The organism is Caballeronia grimmiae (assembly GCF_000698555.1).
GTDB classification, from domain to species: Bacteria; Pseudomonadota; Gammaproteobacteria; order Burkholderiales; family Burkholderiaceae; genus Caballeronia; species Caballeronia grimmiae.
In genome coordinates, this window is sequence record NZ_JFHE01000025.1 from 1 (window position 1) to 17,792 (window position 17,792).

The following is a 17,792-nucleotide window of genomic DNA, read 5'->3' on the forward strand; positions in this document are numbered from 1 at the left end:
TCGGCGCGTACTTCATGGTCGATATGGCGCACTACGCGGGTCTTATCGCCGCCGGGCTTTATCCGAACCCGGTACCGCATGCGGACTTCGTCACGACCACCACGCACAAGAGCCTGCGCGGGCCGCGCGGCGGCGTCATCCTGATGAAGGCGGAGTTCGAGAAGCAGATCAACTCGGCGATTTTCCCCGGCATTCAGGGCGGCCCGTTGATGCACGTGATTGCGGCGAAGGCCGTCGCGTTCAAGGAAGCGCTCGCGCCAGAGTTCAAGACGTATCAGCAAGCCGTGATCGACAACGCGCGCGTGCTCGCTGAAACGCTGGTCAAGCGCGGTTTGCGCATCGTGTCGGGCCGCACCGAGAGTCACGTGATGCTCGTCGACCTTCGCGCGAAGAAGATCACCGGCAAGGCAGCGGAAGCGGCGCTCGGCAACGCGCACATCACGGTCAACAAGAACGCGATTCCGAACGATCCGGAGAAGCCGTTCGTCACGAGCGGCGTGCGTCTGGGCTCGCCCGCGATGACCACGCGCGGCTTCGGCACGAAGGAAGCGGAGATCGTCGGCAATCTGATTGCGGATGTGCTCGACAACCCGGAAGACCAGGCAACGATCGAGCGCGTGCGCGGGCAAGTGGCCGAGCTGACCAAGCGCTTCCCGGTCTACCGTTAATCCGAGAGACTCCCGCCAATGCGCTGCCCGTTCTGCCGACACGAAGACACTCAGGTCGTGGATTCTCGCGTGTCGGAGGACGGCGCGGCCATTCGGCGGCGGCGGCGCTGTCCCGCATGCGACAAGCGTTTCACCACCTATGAGCGCGTCGAGCTGGCGCTGCCGTCCGTCGTCAAGAAAGACGGCAGCCGCACCGAATTCGACCGCCGCAAGATCGTCGCGAGCATGAAGCTCGCGTTGCGCAAGCGTCCTGTTGCGGCGGACGCCATCGATGCCGCCGTCGCGCGCATCGAATATCAGTTGCTCGGCAGCGGCGAGCGCGAAGTGCAAAGCGAGCGGCTCGGCGAGCTCGTGATGAACGAGTTGCGCCAGCTCGACACCATCGCGTATGTGCGCTTTGCATCCGTCTATAAGCGCTTCGAAGATGTCTCCGAGTTCGAAGACGTGCTCGACGAATTCCGCCGCGCCGCGCCCAAAAAGTCCGCCTCGCGCAAGCGCTGATCCTCGTTTCATCCTTCCCCCAAGCCCTTTGCGTGTCCTCGCGTAGTCTGCACAGGACGCGATCACGTGAACACTAGGCCATTCGGCTAATGGCGGCGCGTCTTGCATCCCGATAGATTCGACCTTCGTTCAACTCGATCGATAAGGGATGCAGATGAACCGACCATCCATTGCGGGCTTCACGCTCGTCGAACTCTGCGCGGTGCTTGCCGTCATGGCGATCCTCGCGACGTTCGCAACGCCCTCGTTTCTTGCATGGCAAACGCGCGATCAGGTCGATGCCCGCGCGCGTTCGCTGTTCTCGACGCTGACACTCGCCCGCGCTGAATCCCTGCGGCGGGGCGCGCGCATTACGCTGTGCCGCATCGACGGCGCGCGGCATTGTCTTGCGTCCGGAAAGAGCTGCGATAACGGCATCACGGACTGGTCGTGCGGCTGGGCCTTGTTCGTCGAGCGCGACGGCGTGCCTGCGCTGTTACGCGCTGAACCAGCGATATCGTCGATCTCGATAGCGGGCGCCGCAACCGATCTCTCTTTCACGCCGCCCGCCGGGCAAGTGATCGGCGGCTTTCGCAGCTTCGACCTGGCCCCGCGCGGTGCGGATTCCGCTTCCAATGCGGCCGCGCGGCGCTGCATCCGGCTAGCGGCGGGCGGGCGTCCACGCATGACGGCGGGCAGTTGCGGAGCATCGGCATGAAGACGCTTCAATCTGGCGATTCGCTCCTCGAAGTCATGATCGCGCTGTCGATTACCGCGGTGACGGCGCTCGGCTTTGTCGCCTTGCAAAGCGTGCTTGCGCGTGGCGAGCGGTCTGCGCTGATCCGCGAGCGTGCGGCGCTCATCGCGGATTCGGTCGTGGAGAGCATTCGCAGCGATGCGGATCGCGCCTCCGTCGTGTCGCAGTGGCAGGCGAGGGCGGCGGCGATGCTTCCCGATGCCGATATATCCGTGCAAGACCGTGTCGATGGCGTGCGCGTCGCCACCGTGAGCTGGCGTGCGGACGATCGCGCCGATCTTTGCCCCGAGCCACAGGCCCGGCCGCGCACTTCGTGCATCGTGGTGGCGTTCGCACGATGAAAACGCGGCTCTTCATCTCGCGCGGCCACACGCTGCTCGAACTTGCAATTGCGCTCGCGCTCGGGCTGCTGATCGTGGCGGCGGCGTTGTCCTTGTATCGCGCGCAGCGTGGCGCTTTCGAGCGTGCCGCCGACGCCGCCCGCATGCACGATGCCGCCGTCGCCGCGCTCGAACTGATCGCGCAGCACGTGCAGATGGCGGTTTTCGCATCCACCCACGCCGACGCGCCGCTGTTCGGGTGCGTGCAAGGCCGCGTCATCGGCGCGGATACGGCGGCATCGTGCGAATCGCTCACGAGCCGATCCGATGGCGTGCAGGTTCGATACGCGGCGGTGCGGTATCGACGTGGCCCGCAGCGACGGGTGCGCCGACCGATTGCCTCGGTCAGTCCGTCGCCGATGACTACGTGACCAATCGCTTCTACGCGAAATCCGCTACGTCGGCCGGCGAGCCGGAACTGTATTGCGAGGGAAGCGGCAAGCAGGCGCAACCGCTGGTCGAGGGCATCGAGCGCCTGCGAGTTCAGTACTGGCTGACGGGCGCCTCGAGCGCGGTCGATGCCTCCGCGATCCCGCGCGAGCGTTGGCCCGACGTCCACGCCGTCGACCTCTGCGTGTTCGTACGCGGCTTCGCGACGTTGACGAAAGCGCGGGCGAACTATATCGATTGCAGCGGCGCAACCGCCGTTGCCGACGACGGCCGCGTGCGCCAAGCATTCTCGCGGCGCGCCGAGATACGCAATGCGGCGGCGGCAAGCGATCGAGGTTCAACATGAACCTCCGGTCGAAGTCTCTCGGCGCGGTATTGCCGATCGTGTTGCTGCTCGCCGCGATGATGCTCGTCACCGCGAGCGCATGGCTCCAGACATCGCTCGTGGCGGCACGGACGACGGTAGCGGCGCGCGAACGCATGCAGGCTTTCCACGCGGCGGACAGCGCGCTGCTGCGTTGCAGCCGGATGCTTTCGGCGGCGTTGCCTGCGACTGGAGCGGTAGATCAGGAGCCGGCTCGCTGGCGGCTCAGGGCGTCGTTCGAAGGGGCGCCGGCGGTGGCGGTTGCGCCATTCGTCACCTGGCCTTATGCGATGCGCGCGCCGCAATGTCTGATCGAGGCGTGGTCGCGCTCATGGCAATCGGCGGCAATGTCGTATCTCGTCACCGCGCGAGGTTTCGGGGCACAGCCGCAGTCCGAAGCGTGGCTACAGGTGCGGATCGATTTAGCTGATGGCGTCATCACGCAACATTGGCGGCGCGTCGTCGCCAAGCCATTTTGAGGGGCTTTACAGTGAAGAACCGGTATCGGATAGAAGACGGCTTCAGCTTGCTCGAGTTGATGATCGCGCTCGGCGTGGCCGCGATCATCGCGACCTTTGCGCTTCCGGCGTACCGGACGCACGTCGCGAAAACGCATCGGCTCGATGCTGCGGCAGCGCTTCAGCGAGCGGTGCAGTTCATCGAGACAGCGCGGCTCGCACAGACCGGAACCGACTCCATTGCGTTGAGTGCGGGTCTGGATCAGGCGCCGTCGAGCGGAACGCCCGTCTATAAGCTCGCGCTGTTGCCAGAGTCTGCGGCGAACGGCGGCTACACGATCGACGCTGCGCCCGTCGCATCCGGCGTCATGCAGGACGATGCATGCGGCGTGTTCATCATCGATGCAACCGGCCTGCGGTCGAACCGGCTTGCGGACACGGCGGCCCCGCTCGATGCGGCGAAATCGTCGGCATGCTGGACGGGAAAGGGATGACGCGCTTAGAAAACGGTCGGATCGACCGCGTTCGTCGACGTCTCCGTGCTTGTGGCCTTCATCTGCTGATAGATGCGCCATGCTTCCCAGGCCGCCAGCCCAAGCCCGCCCCACTTGAGCAAAGGCTTCGCGCCACGCACCACCGTTTTGCGGACGGGACGGGTCAGCAAGAGCGAAGCGAGCGACCCGACGATCGGATACTGCTTGAACAGGAACCCGAACTTTCCGCCAGCCGGGCCACGGCCGCTCATCAGTGCATTGAGCGAGCCAAGCAAACTGCCGATGCCGCCGCCCGCCGCGCCGCGCCGGGCCGACCGCCGCCCCGAACGCCTGCCCGTCACCATCAGCCCGATGAGAGGCAGGTGCGCGACGGATTCGCGAAGATCGTTCGTCGCTTGCCGCAGTTCCATGCGCTCGACATCCGCGCGAGCAAGCAGCAGTTCCTTGCGCAGCGTGCGCATTTGCGGCGTGCGAAGCTGTTGCTGCACTTCGCGCTTCCCTGCCTTATAGGTGTCGTCGTTATGGCTCATGGTCGAACGGGCATGTGTGATTCAACGTGGACGGGATTCGTGCGCCGTGCTGCTCAGTCGAAAATGTCGCGATCCTTGCGGAACTGATCGAGCGTGTCGTCGAACAGATGCGGCGCACTGCGCAGCTTGCCGCGCGCGCTCAGGCCGCAAATGATCGCGATGACCGCATACAGCAACGTGATACCGCCGAGCGCCTGCCAGCGATAGGTGTCCCAAAAGAATATGGCGATGAGCACCGTGAGGGAAATCAGCGCCATCATGGCCAGCAGCATCGCCGCAAGCCCGAGAAAGAGCACGCCGATCAGCCGTTCTTTCTCCTCCTGCAGTTCGATGCCGATCAGTTCGAGCCGCGTTTCGAAGATCGCGAAAACGGAGCTCACGATGCGGCGCAAGGGTCCTTGGGAGGAATCGCGCGGTAGCCGTTCTGTCGTCATGGTTTGGGTGCGGGGGCGCGGTGGATGCGGCCTTCATGGTCCCGGCCGGTGCACGAGGCAGCCGGCCGGCGCGAGTGCCGAACCGCGGTCCCGGGCAGGGCGTTCGCGGTTCGGCCTGAAACGATCCGTCCTGGCTAGGCCGGATCGCGTCGGTTACCCCTTTAGCAAACGGCGGGCCATTCGTTCGAAAGAGCGATGCACATCGAACGTGGCCTGCCTCAAACGCTTACCGTCGATTGATAAGGAGACCGATGACCATGCCTACGCCCGCCGCTATGCCGATGGACGCCCACGGATGCTCGTGCACGTAATCGTCAGTGGCGCGCGCAGCTTTCTTGCCGCGTTCGATCACGACGACCTGTGCATCGGCGGCCTTCTCTTTGGCTTGCTTGAGACGCGTCATCGCGCTCTCGCGCAGCTCGGAAGCGCGCTCGCCCGTTGCGGCAGCGGCTTGCTTGAGAAGGTCTTCGGCGTCAGCGAGAACGCTTTTGATGTCCGACATGAATTGCTCCTTATTGATTTCTGACATTAAAGGCTCCAATCGTTGTGGCTACGAGATCGTAACCAAAGACGCCATCGCTGACGAGGAGGCTTCGTTACAGTGCCGATGAATGCAGATTTCGTTCCTGCCCCGTTTATCGGAACAAAGGCTGTGAACAGCGCCTGCCTTCGTCGAAAGTCCGACACCGTTGCAACACTGAGACGATCTGACCCGTAAAAGTTTCAGTCGCCTATCGAAAGTTACAAAAGGATCACTGGCTCAGAAGAACGCCTGAATGCCGGTCTGCGCGCGGCCAAGGATAAGCGCGTGGATATCATGCGTGCCTTCGTAGGTATTCACGACTTCGAGATTGACGAGATGCCGCGCGACGCCGAATTCATCGGAGATGCCGTTGCCGCCGAGCATGTCGCGGGCTAGGCGTGCGATTTCGAGCGCCTTGCCGCACGAGTTGCGCTTCATGATCGACGTGATCTCGACTGCCGCCGTGCCTTCGTCCTTCATGCGGCCGAGCCGCAGCACGCCTTGCAGTCCGAGGGTGATTTCAGTCTGCATATCGGCGAGTTTCTTCTGGATCAGCTGGTTTGCGGCAAGCGGACGGCCGAACTGCTTGCGGTCGAGCGTGTATTGCCGCGCCGTGTGCCAGCATGCCTCGGCGGCCCCGAGCGCGCCCCACGAGATGCCATACCGCGCCGAATTGAGACAGGTGAACGGCCCCTTCAGTCCGCGCACGTCCGGCAGCAGGTTTTCTTCCGGAACGAAGACGTCGTCCATGACGATTTCGCCGGTGATCGATGCACGAAGCCCGACCTTGCCGTGAATCGCGGGCGCTGATAAGCCCTTCCAGCCTTTCTCGAGAATGAAGCCGCGAATGTCGTCGCGGCCGTCTTCTTCCAGCTTAGCCCAGACGACGAAGACATCCGCGATCGGCGAGTTCGAAATCCACATCTTCGCGCCGGACAGCGAATAACCGTTCTGCACTTTCTTCGCGCGCGTGGTCATGCTCGCCGGGTCGGAGCCCGCGTTCGGCTCGGTCAGGCCAAAGCAGCCGATCCACTCGCCACGCGCCAGCTTCGGCAGATACTTTTCTTTCTGGGCATCGCTGCCGAACGCGTGGATTGGCACCATGACGAGCGACGACTGCACCGACATCATCGAGCGATACCCCGAATCGACGCGCTCCACTTCACGCGCGATCAGCCCGTAGCTGACGTAGTTCAGCCCCGGCCCGCCGTATTGCTCGGGAATCGTCGGCCCGAGCAGGCCGAGTTCGCCCATCTCGCGGAAGATCGCCGGATCGGTCTTCTCGTCGCGGAACGCCTGCAAGACGCGCGGTTGCAGCTTGTCCTGCGCGTAGGCGCGCGCCGCGTCGCGCACCATGCGCTCTTCTTCGGTCAGTTGATGATCGAGCAGCAGCGGGTCTTCCCAGTTGAATCGGGCGGCGTCGGCCATGTGCGTTCTCCTGTTTGGCGTATTGGGGCGTCGCGCACTGTCGTCGGAACGGCGCTTGACGTGAGTTCCGCTGTGCGAAACAATGTTCTGCAAATCCGCTTCGAGTTTAGCATTCGATGAAACCCTCCAACAATCGCAGGCTCCCCGTAAATGCGTCGCGCCTTTTAGAATCCGATGCCATCGACGAGCGCAAATTCGTCGTTGCGCTCGCACGCGGCCTCGACATATTGCGCGCATTTCGCCCCGGCGAAACCTTGCTGGGCAACCGCGATTTCGTGGAACGCACGGGCTTGCCGAAAGCGACCGTGAACCGCCTCGCCTATACGCTTGCCACGCTCGGCTACATGCGCTTCGACGAAGCCGCGGGCAAGTACGCGCTCGACACCGGCGTGCTGTCGCTCGGCTTTGCGCTGCTCGCGGGCGCGGACATGCTGGAACTGGCGCGACCGCATATGCGCGCGCTCGCGCGCGAGATTGGCGCGGCGGTATCGCTCGGATGCCGCGACGGACTGGACATGATCTATCTGGAAACGATCCGCAGCGAAACGGCGCTGACGCTCGGCCTCGCGCCGGGGTCGCGTCTGTCGATGCTCACGAGTTCGATGGGCCGCGCATATCTCGCCGTGCAGGAATCGGCGGCGCGTGCTGCGTTACTGGAAGAGCTGGCAAGAGAGCAGGGCGCGGAACGCGTGGAAGCGGCGGCGCGCGCCATCGACGATTACGCGCGTGACGGCTGCTGCTATTCGTTTCGCGAGTGGCACGACGACGTGAACGCGATCGCCGCGCCGTTTCGCGACGTGCGCAATGGCCGATGGCTCGTGTTGAGCAGCAGCGGGCCGGCGTCGTCGATGGACGAAGCGTATTTCCGCGACATCATCGGCCCGAAACTGAAGGCGCTGGCCGCACGCCTCGGCTAGGCCGGCGAGGCGATCAAAGCACGGTCCGGACGTGCCAAAGCTCCGGAAACAGCACGACATCGAGCATCCTGCGCAGATACGGCGCGCCCGCTGTGCCGCCCGTGCCCTGCTTGAAGCCGATGATCCGCTCGACGGTCGTCACGTGGCGGAAGCGCCATTGCCGGAACGCGTCTTCGAGATCGACGAGTTCTTCGGCCATCTCATACAGTTCCCAGTGCTCGGACGGATTGCGGTACACCGCGAGCCACGCCGCTTCGACGGAGGCATCGTGCGTCGTCGGCTGCGTCCAGTCGCGCTCCAGCCGCTCCGGCGCAATGTCGAAACCGCGTCGTGCGAGCAGGCGGATGACTTCGTCGTAGAAGGAAGGCATTTCCAGTGTCTCGCGCACCTGTCCGAGAATGTCCGGCCGATGCGCGTGCGGCTTCAACATCTGCACGTTCTTGTTGCCCAGCAGAAATTCGATCTGCCGATACTGATGCGACTGAAACCCCGACGACGCGCCGAGATAAGGCCGCATCGCGGTGTATTCGGACGGCGTCATCGTCGCGAGGACGTTCCACGCTTGCACCAGTTGCTCGAATATCCGCGACACGCGCGCGAGCATCTTGAACGCGGGCGGCAATTCATCGCGATGCACCGAGTCCAGCGCCGCGCGCAGTTCGTAGAGCGCGAGCTTCATCCAGAGCTCGCTCGTCTGATGTTGCACGATGAACAGCATCTCGTTGTGATCCGGCGACAGCGGATGCTGCGCCGTGAGGATCAAATCGAGGCCGAGATAATCGCCGTAGCTCATCGAATCGGAGAAATCGAGCTGGGCGTCGTGCCAGCCTTCCTTTTCCCCTTCCGGCGATGCCGCCGCGCCGTGTCCGAACGGACAACCTTTGACTTCGCTCATGTTCTCTGCCCTCAGGTCACCGACGCGCGTTCGGCAAATTCCGGCGCGCGCCAGCTTTCGGTCGCGAGCACGTCGCGCAGCACTTCGACGGCGTCCCACACATCGACGAAGCGCGTGTAGAGCGGCGTGAAGCCGAAGCGCAGAATATGCGGCTCGCGATAATCGCCGATCACGCCGCGCGCGATCAGCGCCTGCATCACTTCATAGCCGTGCGGATGTTCGAAGCTCACTTGCGAGCCACGCTGCGCATGATCGCGGGGCGTCGCGAGCGTCAGCGGGAAGCCGGCGCAGCGTGCTTCGACGAGCGCGATGAACGCATCGGCGAGCGAGAGCGACTTGCGCCGCAGCGTCTGCATGTCCGTTTGCAGGAAGACATCGAGTCCGCATTCGACGAGCGCCATCGAGACGATCGGCTGCGTGCCGCAGAGAAAGCGCCCGATGCCGTCGTCCGGCCGGTAGACCGGGTCCATCTCGAAAGGCTTCTTGTGGCCCCACCATCCGGAGAGCGGTTGCGAGAACGTATTCTGATGCCGCTTCGGGACCCATACGAAGCCCGGCGATCCGGGGCCGCCGTTCAGATACTTGTACGTGCAGCCGACCGCATAGTCTGCGCCGACGCCGTTCAGATCGACCGGCACCGCGCCCGCCGAATGCGCGAGGTCCCATACGGCGAGCGCGCCCGCGCGATGAATCGTCTCGGTGAGCGCGGCCATGTCGTGCATGTAGCCGGTGCGGTAGTTGACGTGCGTGATCATCGCGATGGCCGTGTGCTCGTCGATGGCGGCAGGCAACCCGGCGGCGTCATCGACGAGACGCAGTTCATAACCGCGATCCAGCTGCTCGATGAGCCCCTGCGCGATGTAGAGATCGCTCGGGAAGTTCGAACGTTCGGAGACGATCACGCGACGCTTGGGATCGCGCTCGTTCACTGCTTTCAACGCGGCCGACAGTACCTTGAACAGGTTCGAGGAAATCGTGTCCGTGACGACGACTTCGTCTTCGCCCGCGCCGATCAGCGCCGCGAGCTTGTTGCCGAGGCGCTTGGGCAGGGCGAACCAGCCGGCTGTATTCCAGCTTCGGATCAGCCCTTCGCCCCATTCCGCGCCGATCACGCTGGCGGCGCGCGCGGCTGCGGACATGGGCGGCACGCCCAGCGAATTGCCGTCGAGATAAATTACGCCCTCGGCGAGCGAGAACTGCTGGCGCAGCGGTGCGAGCGGATCGTCGCGGTCGAGCGCGGCGGCATCGTCACGATGTTTCATCGAAAAGTCCATGAGTGGGCGGATTATCTAGCGAAGAGGACGGAGCACGGCGCGCACGGGGCTTGCATCGAGCGTCGTGAATTTGAGCGGTAGGGCGATGAGTTCGTAATCGCCGGGCGCGACGGCATCGAGTACGAGGCCTTCGAGAATCGCCATGCGATGGGCGCGGATGCGGCGATGCGCGTCCATCGTTTTCGACTCCTGCGGATCGAGCGAAGGCGTATCGATGCCGATGAGCTTCACGCCTTTCGCCGCCAGCAAGTCGATGGTTTGGGGCGCGACCGCGCAGAACGCGCTATCCCACGCTTCGAGCGGCGCGCGGTCATAGGTGCGCAGCAGAATGCGCGGCGGGGCGTCGTCGAGATGAGCGGCGATCATCTCCGGCGTGACGAGCGGCTTCGCGCCGATGCAGTGCACGACGCGGCACGCACCGATATACGCGTCCAGCGCGACAGCCCCGATCGGTGCGCCGTCGGCATCGTAGTGAAACGGGGCATCGGCGTGCGTGCCCGTGTGCGGCGAAAGCGTGAGGCGGGCGACGTTGACGGGCGACCCCGCTTCTATCCGCCAGACGCGCTCGATGCCGACCGGCGTATCGCCCGGCCAGACCGGCGCGCCGTTGGCGATCGGCGCGGAGATATCGAAAAGCGTCATGGCGCGGCCTAGCAGAGAGTGTGGATATGCGTCAAATCATAGCCGTCCGAATCGGAAAGGTGATTGCGAAATAACCACCCAAAAACGTTCCGGCTAGAACATAATTCGATGAAACGGGCTCGGAGGCTAAAAAGTGACCGGATTCACGCTCGATGCAACGGATTGCCGAATTCTGGCGGTATTGCAGGAAGATGGACGGATCAGCAACCTGGACCTGGCGGAGCGCATCTCGCTCTCACCGTCGGCGTGCCTGCGCCGGATGCGGCTGCTCGAAGAAGAAGGGGTGATTGCGAGTTATCGCGCGTGCCTCGACCGCGAGCGGCTAGGCATCGAACTCGAGGCGTTCGTCCACGTCTCCATGCGCAACGACCAGGAAAACTGGCATGAGAAGTTCGCGGCGGCGGTGCGCGAATGGCCGGAAGTGGTCGGGGCGTTCGTCGTCACCGGGGACACGCACTATGTGCTGCGGGTGCTCGCGCACAACCTCAAGCACTACTCCGATTTCATTCTGACGAAGCTGTACAAGGCGCCGGGCGTCATCGACATACGCTCGAACATCGTGCTGCAAACCATGAAGGACGACGCGGGCGTGCCTGTCGCGCTGATCGACCAGCCGGCGCGCGGCGTGTCGAACGGCTGATCCGCGCCTCGCAGCCTTATTCGAGCGGTCCGACCGTATGGAATCCGCCCGCCTGAAAGACGAGCGGCGCGATCTCCGACGCGTTCTCATGCACCCCGCAGCGTTCCACTTCACCGACGAAGATCACGTGATCGCCCTCGTCGTAGCGGCTACGGTTGTGGCATTCGAACCAGGCGAGCGCGCCATCGAGCACGGGCATGCCGGTATCGCCGGCGGCGTGGGAAACGCCTGCGAAGCGGTCGCCCTTGACCGTCGCAAAACGCCGGCAAAGGTCGAGTTGCGAGGCCGCCAGCACGTTCACGACGTAATGACTATTCGCGCGAAAGACCGGCATCGAAGCCGAGCGCGTCGCCAGACTCCACAGCACGAGCGGCGGATCGAGCGAAACCGAATTGAATGAGCTTGCCGTGATGCCGATCAGCTGGCCGGAGTCCGTGCGGGTGGTGATGACCGTCACGCCGGTCGCGAACTGGCCGAGTGCGGCGCGGAAAGTGGTCGGGTCGAAATTCGGGGTCTTGGCGCGTGTCATGTGGCAACTGGGCGGGCGAGTGTACGGTCGAGTTTGTTGTGTGCAACCGAGCCGGCCGCGCGTCGCGCCTGAGTCGGAACGACCTTCTTTGAAAGCATAAAAAAGCTGTAGATTTGTGTCGATTCTAGCGGAATCGGCTGCGGCAAGCCGCCATAAGCCAGTACGGAGTGTGTGGGCGACGCCGCTTTGTAATCGCGGTTAAGCTCGTCGTCATTGAAGAAGCGCGTCGGCGCATCCATATGGAAGGTCCGCGGCATCGCCGCATGCACTTGATGAGGAGCAGGCATGACCCAGCAAAACGCGCAGGCGAGATTCGAAACCGCGACGCTCGGCGGCGGTTGTTTCTGGTGCACCGAAGCGGTGTTTCTGGCGGTCGAAGGCGTGCAGTCGGTGGAATCGGGGTATGCGGGCGGGCAGGTGGTGAATCCGTCGTACGAGCAGGTCTGCGACGGCGACACCGGCCACGCGGAAGTCGTGAAAGTCGTGTTCGATCCGGACGTCATCGGCTATCGCGAAGTTCTGGAGATTTTCTTCGCGACGCATGATCCGACGCAACTCAATCGTCAGGGCAACGATGTCGGCACGCAGTATCGCTCGGCGGTGTTCACGCATTCGGACGAGCAACGCAAGATCGCGCTCGAAGTGATCGACGAATTGCAGCGGGAGGATGTCTTCGGCGGCAAGGTCGTCACCGAAGTCACGCCGCTCGCCGACGACTATTATCCGGCCGAGGCGTATCACCAGAACTTCTTCGCGCAGCATCCGAATCAGGGATATTGCGCGGCGGTCGTCGGGCCGAAGGTGGCGAAGTTCCGCAAGAAGTTCGCGCATCGGCTGAAGGCGTGATGCATCGCTAATTCGACTGCGCGCGCTCGCACGCTTCTGCGATACCGCGCGCCAGTTCGAAGCACGTCAGCGGCGCGGAACCTTCCGCCTTGTTGTTCGCCGCGATTACCACCGGCTGGCCGGCAATCGCGTACTGCGCCGCCAGTTCGGCGAGCGCGGCGCGCGTGTCGATGTCTTCATCGACGATTCTGTCGAACGGCTCGTACTTCGCCTTCGCCTGTTCGTATTTGAAGCCGCTGTGCAGGCTCCAGCGCACGATGAGCGGCCCTCTCTTTTGTTCGTCCAGCAGCGCAAGCGCCTTCGCCTGGCGGCGCACGTCCGGCATCCGTGCGTGCACGCCGATGCAATACCGCACGTTCGCGTCCCGCAGCGCGCGGATGAAGCGCGGCGTGAGCATCACCGCGTCGCGAAGCTCCACCGCGTAGCACGCATCGCCTTCGAGCGGCGGCAGCGCGCCGAGAAACGTCGCGAGACGATCGGTAAAGCGCGATGGCTCGACGATCATCGCGTCGGGCAGCGGCGGGATCTGAAACACGAGCGCGCCGGCCTTGGCGCCCAGACCGCCGATGCACGGCGTCACGAACTCGTCGATGGCGATGCGCGCGTCGAGAAACGAGGGGTTCCCGGAACCGGGCGCGCCGCGCTCGCCGCGAATGAAGGCGTCGGTGACGGAGGCGGGCGCCTTCACGATGAAGCGGAAATGCTCCGGCACCTGCGATGCGTAGCGCGCATACTCCGCGAGCGACAGTGGCGCGTAGAACGAGCGGTCGATCGACACGCTTCTCAGGAGCGGATGCGCGGAGTAAGCGGAAAGGCCGTCGCGGGACAGTTTGGTGTTCGAATAATCGTCGCCGTAGACGATGCCTCGCCAGCCCGGAAACGACCACGTCGATGTGCCGAGATGTACGCCCGACGGTAGCCGTCGAGCCAGCGTCTCCAGTTCCGGCTGGGAAACCGCGGGCTGCACGCCGCGCCTCTTCGAAGCGGCAGCAGGCACGGGCGCGGCTGAACCGAACAGATCGGACTGTTCGTCGTTGTTATCGTCCGCGCTTGCGTCGATCAGCGTTTCATCGTGACTCAGAGCGGCTTCTCGTAGATATACCGCCGCGACCACGGCAGTGTCCGGGCGCTGCGTCCGGCCTTGCGGCAGACGACCTGATAGATCGAGACGTCGTCGTTCTCGAACGCATAGGCGCAGCCCGCCAGATACACGCGCCAGATGCGGAATTTCTCGTCGTCGACGAGCTTTCTCGCTTCTTCCGCATGCGTCTCGAAGTTGTGCGCCCACAGATCGAGCGTATGCGCGTAGTGACGCCGCAGGCTCTCGACATCGACAGCCTCCAGCCCGCCGCGCTGCATGCTTTCGAGCGCGAGGCTGATATGCGGCAGCTCGCCGTCCGGAAACACGTACTTGTCGATGAACTCGCCGCCGCCGAGCGACGTCTCGCCGCTATCCGCATCCGACGACGTAATGCCGTGATTCATCGCCACGCCGTCGTCGACGAGCAGATCGTGAATCCGCGCGAAGTAGCCGGGCAGATTCTTGCGCCCGACGTGCTCGAACATGCCGACGCTCGTGATGCGGTCGAACTGTCCCGGCACATCGCGATAATCCTGCAAGCGGATTTCAATCTGGTCTTCGAGGCCAGCGTCCTTCACGCGCTGCGTCGCGAGCTTGAACTGATTTTCGGAAAGCGTGACGCCCACGCATTTCGCGCCGAACTTCTGCGCCGCGCGAATGACGAGCGCGCCCCAGCCGCAGCCGATATCGAGCAGGCGATGGCCCGGCTGCACCTGAATCTTGGTGAGAATGTGGTCGATTTTCTTGAGTTGCGCTGTGGCGAGGTCTTCGTCGCCGTTTTCGAAATACGCGCAGGAGTACACCATGTTCTTGTCGAGCCAGAGTTGATAGAACTCGTTCGACACATCGTAGTGATACTGGATGGCCTTCTTGTCGGACGCCTTGGAATGCGTGAAGTAGCGTCGCACGCGGGCGAGCTTACCGGCGCTCGTGACCGTGCTCTTCGCAAGCGAGTAGCCGATGTCGATGATGTCCGAGAGCTTGCCCTCGATATCGATCTTGCCCTTCACATATGCCTCGCCGAGATTGTCGAGGCTCGGCTCCAGCAAGTACGGCAGTGCGGTCGCGCTCTTCACGTGCAGCGTCACCTGAGGCGCGGCAAAGCTGCCGAAGTCATGCTGCTGTCCGTCCCACAGCACGAGGCGCGCGGGGAGATTGGCCCTTTCCCGCACCTCGTCAACCCATTGCGTCAGCTTCTTCTCCCAGAACATGCTTGTTTCTCCGCGCTAAGAAAATCCAAGGTGAAGGCTCGCGCCCTCATGTTCGTTGCCCCGTGTTGCGCCGGCCGTGCTTCTTGCGGTGCTTTCTGGCGTGCCTGCCTTACGGTGCGAGCCGCGTGATGCGCCACGGGCCGTCGGCGCCATCGCGCGTATAGACGATGCGGTCATGCAGCCGCGAGGGCCGTCCCTGCCAGAACTCGATCGTCTCGGGCACGAGCCGGTAGCCGCCCCAGTGCGGCGGGCGCGGCGGCGCGTCGCCGTATCGCGCGATCATGTCGCGCTCGCGCGCTTCGAGCGTCTCGCGGCTGTCGAGCGGCTGGCTCTGGTCCGATGCCCACGCCCCGATGCGCGATCCGAGCGGACGCGACGCGTAGTACGCATCGCTTTCTTCGTTGCTCGTTTTCACCACCGTGCCCTCGATGCGTACCTGTCGCTCGAGTTCGATCCAGTGAAACAGCAGGCTCGCCGCCGGATTCTCCGCGAGTTCGCGGCCCTTGCGGCTATCGTAATTGGTGAAAAAAACAAAGCCATGCTCGTCGACGCCCTTGATGAGCACGATGCGCGCGGACGGGCGGCCTCGTGCGTCGACGGTGGCGAGCGTCATCGCGTTGGGCTCGGGCAGTTTGGCATCGAGCGCCTGGGCGAACCAGGTTTGGAACTGGCGCACCGGGTTGGGATCGACGTCAGCGGCGTCCAGCGCGCCGCGCGAATAATTCTTTCGAAGGTCTGCTAAGGTCGTCATTTTTATGCAAACGCTACAATCGCGTCAGTATAGCCAAGGTGATACGTTCTTGCCCCGTTTACCAAGGGCTTGCAATGACCGGCGTCAAGGCATCGAAGAGGGAAGACATAATTCTTCGTTCGCATCGGCTGCAGCTATCACGGCTTCGGTATCGATAAGGCAGAATACGCAATTCAGCGCCACTTTGCATGAATGGACTGCGCACTACCATGCATCGACAGCCGCCTGTAAGCCTTGATGAGCGGGCGTTTGCGTCCGTCACCCATTTTGCACCAGCGCCATGACTTCACCTGATTCCGCCGTCACGCTTTCCGTCGAAGACGCCGCCGACCGCGAGCGGCGCTTCGGCGGCGTCGCACGTTTGTATGGCGCGGACGCGCTCGCCGCGTTCGAGCGCGCACATGTCGCGGTCATCGGCATCGGCGGAGTGGGGTCGTGGGTGGCGGAGGCGCTGGCGCGCAGCGCGGTCGGCGCGCTGACGCTGATCGACCTCGATAACGTCGCCGAGAGCAATACAAATCGTCAGATTCACGCGCACGACGGCAACTATGGCAAGGCGAAGGTAAGCGCGATGGCCGAGCGCATCGCGTTGATCGATCCTGCGTGCGATGTGCGGCAGGTCGAGGATTTCGTCGAGCCCGGCAACTTCGATGCGACGCTCGGCGGCGGCTTCGACTTCATCGTCGATGCCATCGACAGCGTGCGTACCAAGACGGCGTTGATCGCGTGGTGCGTGGCGCGCAAGCAGGCGCTCATCACCGTGGGCGGCGCGGGCGGGCAACTGGATCCGACGCGCATTCGCATCGACGATCTTGCGCTCACCATTCAGGACCCGCTGCTCTCGAAAGTGCGCGGCCAGTTGCGCAAGCAGCACGGCTTTCCGCGCGGGCCGAAGTCGCGCTTCAAGGTCAGTGCGGTGTATTCGGACGAGCCGCTCATTTATCCCGATGCCCCCGCGTGCGATATCAGCGAAGGCGCAGAGCATCTGGAGACGGGCGCGAACTACGCGGGGCCGGTCGGGCTAAATTGCGCGGGCTTTGGTTCGAGTGTCTGCGTGACGGCGAGCTTCGGTTTTGCGGCGGCGGCGTTCGTCCTTCGGGAACTGGCCAAACGGGCGGCTTGATCGCCGGATCGGCGTGGATGCAAAAACGGCCAGCTTCCTAGCTGGCCGTTTGCCTTTGTACAGCGACGATCAATTCATCGCCGCGCTCAGCCTGCGCCGCCAGCGCGACACGAGATCCGGCTGATTCGACGCCAGTTCGAAGACCGAGAGCATCGTCTTGCGGCCAACATCGTCCATGAAGGCGCGGTCGCGTTGCACGATCGCCAGCAGATGTTCCAGCGCGCCTTCATAGTCGCGGCCCGCGATCAGCCGGTTGGCCAGCGCGAAGCGCGCTTCGAGATCGTCGGGATTCGCATTCACCGCGCCGATCAGCGCGTCGGCGGGCGGCAGTTCGGCTGCGGCTTCGGCGGCGTCCAGCTCGGTTTTCAGCGCGTTGTAGCGGGCATCGATGCCTTGCGTGGTCTTCGGCGACAGCAGCTTGTCCTCGTCCTTCGCCTCGTCGATACGCCGCTCGGCGAGCAGCCATTCGATCAGGTCGAGGCGGGCGTCGTCATAGCCCGGATCGAGCGCGAGCGCGGCCTTGATGCGGTCGATCGCCTCCTTGCGGTTGCCTGTGGCCCACGCGTTATGCGCGGCGTTGCGCTCGGCATCGGCGCCGTCGGGCACGAGCTTGTCGAGGAACGCGCGCAACTGGCCTTCGGGCAGCACGCCGATGAACTGATCGATCGGCCGGCCTTCCGCAAATGCGATCACGTGCGGAATGCTGCGTACCTGAAAGTGCTGCGCAAGCTCCTGATTCTCGTCGACGTTCACCTTGACGAGCTTCCATGCGCCGCCGGCTTCCGCCTCCAGCCTTTCCAGCATCGGGCCAAGCGTCTTGCAGGGGCCGCACCAGGGCGCCCAGAAATCCACGAGGACGGGCGCGAGCATCGACGCGTTGATGACGTCGTTCTCGAATGTGGCAAGGGTGGTATCCATGCGTTCTCTCCTCATGCTTGTGATTTGTGTCGACATCCTAGTTGGGGACGCCCGACGCA

23 protein-coding genes and 1 pseudogene are annotated in these 17,792 nt (G+C 63.7%); 11 read left to right on the forward strand and 13 right to left on the reverse strand.

The annotated features are described in order from the left end of the window. The 7 genes and pseudogenes from BG57_RS21335 to BG57_RS21365 all read left to right on the forward strand — a co-directional run. On the forward strand, positions 1 to 668 hold a 668-nt coding region (locus BG57_RS21335; RefSeq protein ID WP_035967850.1), incomplete at its 5' end, for a serine hydroxymethyltransferase. A gap of 18 nt (positions 669 to 686) precedes the next feature. Then, complete coding sequence (nrdR, locus tag BG57_RS21340; protein WP_035967852.1) at positions 687 to 1,169, forward strand: transcriptional regulator NrdR; 483 nt, start codon at positions 687 to 689, stop codon at positions 1,167 to 1,169. Positions 1,170 to 1,317: 148 nt separating this feature from the next. Then, positions 1,318 to 1,866, forward strand: a complete 549-nt coding sequence (locus tag BG57_RS21345) for a GspH/FimT family pseudopilin (protein WP_035967854.1) — start codon at positions 1,318 to 1,320, stop codon at positions 1,864 to 1,866. Beyond that, on the forward strand, positions 1,863 to 2,246 hold the full coding sequence (locus tag BG57_RS21350) for a type IV pilus modification PilV family protein (RefSeq protein ID WP_052005924.1): 384 nt from the start codon (positions 1,863 to 1,865) through the stop codon (positions 2,244 to 2,246). The genes BG57_RS21345 and BG57_RS21350 overlap by 4 nt, the downstream gene beginning before the upstream one ends. Next, positions 2,243 to 3,021 (forward strand): annotated as a pseudogene (locus tag BG57_RS21355) (PilW family protein). The gene BG57_RS21350 and the pseudogene BG57_RS21355 overlap by 4 nt, the downstream one beginning before the upstream one ends. Next, on the forward strand, positions 3,018 to 3,518 hold the full coding sequence (locus tag BG57_RS21360; RefSeq protein ID WP_035967857.1) for a pilus assembly PilX family protein: 501 nt from the start codon (positions 3,018 to 3,020) through the stop codon (positions 3,516 to 3,518). Before BG57_RS21355 ends, BG57_RS21360 begins: the two are co-directional and overlap by 4 nt. An 11-nt stretch (positions 3,519 to 3,529) precedes the next feature. Next, positions 3,530 to 3,991 carry a type IV pilin protein gene (locus BG57_RS21365; RefSeq protein WP_075583179.1) on the forward strand — a complete coding sequence of 154 codons (462 nt, stop codon included), beginning with the start codon at positions 3,530 to 3,532 and terminating at the stop codon, positions 3,989 to 3,991. A gap of 5 nt (positions 3,992 to 3,996) precedes the next feature. Here the strand turns inward: BG57_RS21365 and BG57_RS21370 are convergent, their stop codons facing one another. The 4 genes from BG57_RS21370 to BG57_RS21385 form a co-directional block, all read right to left on the reverse strand. Further along, positions 3,997 to 4,521, reverse strand: a complete 525-nt coding sequence (locus BG57_RS21370; RefSeq protein ID WP_035967859.1) for a DUF3318 domain-containing protein — start codon at positions 4,519 to 4,521, stop codon at positions 3,997 to 3,999. Between the two features lie 53 nt (positions 4,522 to 4,574). Continuing rightward, positions 4,575 to 4,955 (reverse strand): phage holin family protein, encoded by a 381-nt coding sequence (locus BG57_RS21375; protein ID WP_035967860.1) that lies wholly within the window; start codon positions 4,953 to 4,955, stop codon positions 4,575 to 4,577. A 226-nt stretch (positions 4,956 to 5,181) separates the two neighbouring features. Further along, the gene (locus tag BG57_RS21380) at positions 5,182 to 5,484 is read right to left on the reverse strand and encodes an ElaB/YgaM/YqjD family protein (protein ID WP_035967862.1); all 303 of its coding nucleotides are present in this window, start codon (positions 5,482 to 5,484) and stop codon (positions 5,182 to 5,184) included. Between the two features lie 231 nt (positions 5,485 to 5,715). Continuing rightward, the gene (locus tag BG57_RS21385) at positions 5,716 to 6,906 is read right to left on the reverse strand and encodes an acyl-CoA dehydrogenase (RefSeq protein ID WP_035967864.1); all 1,191 of its coding nucleotides are present in this window, start codon (positions 6,904 to 6,906) and stop codon (positions 5,716 to 5,718) included. Between the two features lie 116 nt (positions 6,907 to 7,022). Here BG57_RS21385 and BG57_RS21390 point away from each other — a divergent pair, with 116 nt between their 5' ends. Beyond that, positions 7,023 to 7,823, forward strand: a complete 801-nt coding sequence (locus BG57_RS21390; RefSeq protein WP_035967867.1) for an IclR family transcriptional regulator — start codon at positions 7,023 to 7,025, stop codon at positions 7,821 to 7,823. A gap of 13 nt (positions 7,824 to 7,836) precedes the next feature. Here BG57_RS21390 and kynA read toward each other — a convergent pair whose 3' ends face one another. From kynA to kynB, 3 genes are read right to left on the reverse strand one after another with little or no spacing between them, the layout of a single operon-like run. Next, complete coding sequence (gene kynA / locus BG57_RS21395) at positions 7,837 to 8,718, reverse strand: tryptophan 2,3-dioxygenase (protein WP_052005925.1); 882 nt, start codon at positions 8,716 to 8,718, stop codon at positions 7,837 to 7,839. A gap of 11 nt (positions 8,719 to 8,729) precedes the next feature. After that, positions 8,730 to 9,980, reverse strand: a complete 1,251-nt coding sequence (gene kynU / locus BG57_RS21400; protein ID WP_035967934.1) for a kynureninase — start codon at positions 9,978 to 9,980, stop codon at positions 8,730 to 8,732. Positions 9,981 to 10,007: 27 nt separating this feature from the next. Further along, entirely contained in the window at positions 10,008 to 10,634 is a 627-nt protein-coding gene (kynB, locus tag BG57_RS21405) for an arylformamidase (protein ID WP_035967868.1), read from the reverse strand. A 133-nt stretch (positions 10,635 to 10,767) separates the two neighbouring features. Between kynB and BG57_RS21410 the strand changes: the two genes are divergently transcribed. Then, positions 10,768 to 11,274, forward strand: coding sequence for an Lrp/AsnC family transcriptional regulator (locus BG57_RS21410; protein WP_035967869.1), 507 nt, complete (start codon positions 10,768 to 10,770; stop codon positions 11,272 to 11,274). 16 nt (positions 11,275 to 11,290) lie between these two features. On the opposite strand, the gene BG57_RS21415 is transcribed toward BG57_RS21410, so the two are convergent. Together BG57_RS21415 and BG57_RS21420 are read right to left on the reverse strand one after the other, a co-directional pair. Then, positions 11,291 to 11,803 (reverse strand): flavin reductase family protein, encoded by a 513-nt coding sequence (locus BG57_RS21415; protein ID WP_035967870.1) that lies wholly within the window; start codon positions 11,801 to 11,803, stop codon positions 11,291 to 11,293. Next, a complete protein-coding gene (locus tag BG57_RS21420) occupies positions 11,800 to 12,042 on the reverse strand; it encodes a hypothetical protein (RefSeq protein ID WP_152562662.1) in 243 nt (80 codons plus the stop codon). Before BG57_RS21420 ends, BG57_RS21415 begins: the two co-directional genes overlap by 4 nt. A gap of 46 nt (positions 12,043 to 12,088) precedes the next feature. On the opposite strand from BG57_RS21420, the gene msrA reads away from it, so the two are divergent. After that, positions 12,089 to 12,649: a peptide-methionine (S)-S-oxide reductase MsrA gene (gene msrA / locus BG57_RS21425; RefSeq protein WP_035967873.1), complete on the forward strand. Its 561-nt coding sequence runs from the start codon at positions 12,089 to 12,091 to the stop codon at positions 12,647 to 12,649. Between the two features lie 7 nt (positions 12,650 to 12,656). On the opposite strand, the gene BG57_RS21430 is transcribed toward msrA, so the two are convergent. The 3 genes from BG57_RS21430 to pdxH form a co-directional block, all read right to left on the reverse strand. Beyond that, the gene (locus BG57_RS21430) at positions 12,657 to 13,712 is read right to left on the reverse strand and encodes a DUF72 domain-containing protein (protein WP_035967937.1); all 1,056 of its coding nucleotides are present in this window, start codon (positions 13,710 to 13,712) and stop codon (positions 12,657 to 12,659) included. Positions 13,713 to 13,726: 14 nt separating this feature from the next. Continuing rightward, complete coding sequence (locus tag BG57_RS21435) at positions 13,727 to 14,941, reverse strand: SAM-dependent methyltransferase (protein ID WP_035967875.1); 1,215 nt, start codon at positions 14,939 to 14,941, stop codon at positions 13,727 to 13,729. Between the two features lie 109 nt (positions 14,942 to 15,050). Continuing rightward, complete coding sequence (gene pdxH / locus BG57_RS21440) at positions 15,051 to 15,692, reverse strand: pyridoxamine 5'-phosphate oxidase (protein ID WP_035967877.1); 642 nt, start codon at positions 15,690 to 15,692, stop codon at positions 15,051 to 15,053. A gap of 280 nt (positions 15,693 to 15,972) precedes the next feature. On the opposite strand from pdxH, the gene BG57_RS21445 reads away from it, so the two are divergent. Further along, a complete protein-coding gene (locus BG57_RS21445) occupies positions 15,973 to 16,815 on the forward strand; it encodes a tRNA threonylcarbamoyladenosine dehydratase (protein ID WP_035967878.1) in 843 nt (280 codons plus the stop codon). 69 nt (positions 16,816 to 16,884) lie between these two features. On the opposite strand, the gene trxA is transcribed toward BG57_RS21445, so the two are convergent. Beyond that, positions 16,885 to 17,733, reverse strand: coding sequence for a thioredoxin (trxA, locus tag BG57_RS21450; RefSeq protein ID WP_035967879.1), 849 nt, complete (start codon positions 17,731 to 17,733; stop codon positions 16,885 to 16,887). Positions 17,734 to 17,792: the final 59 nt, after the last annotated feature.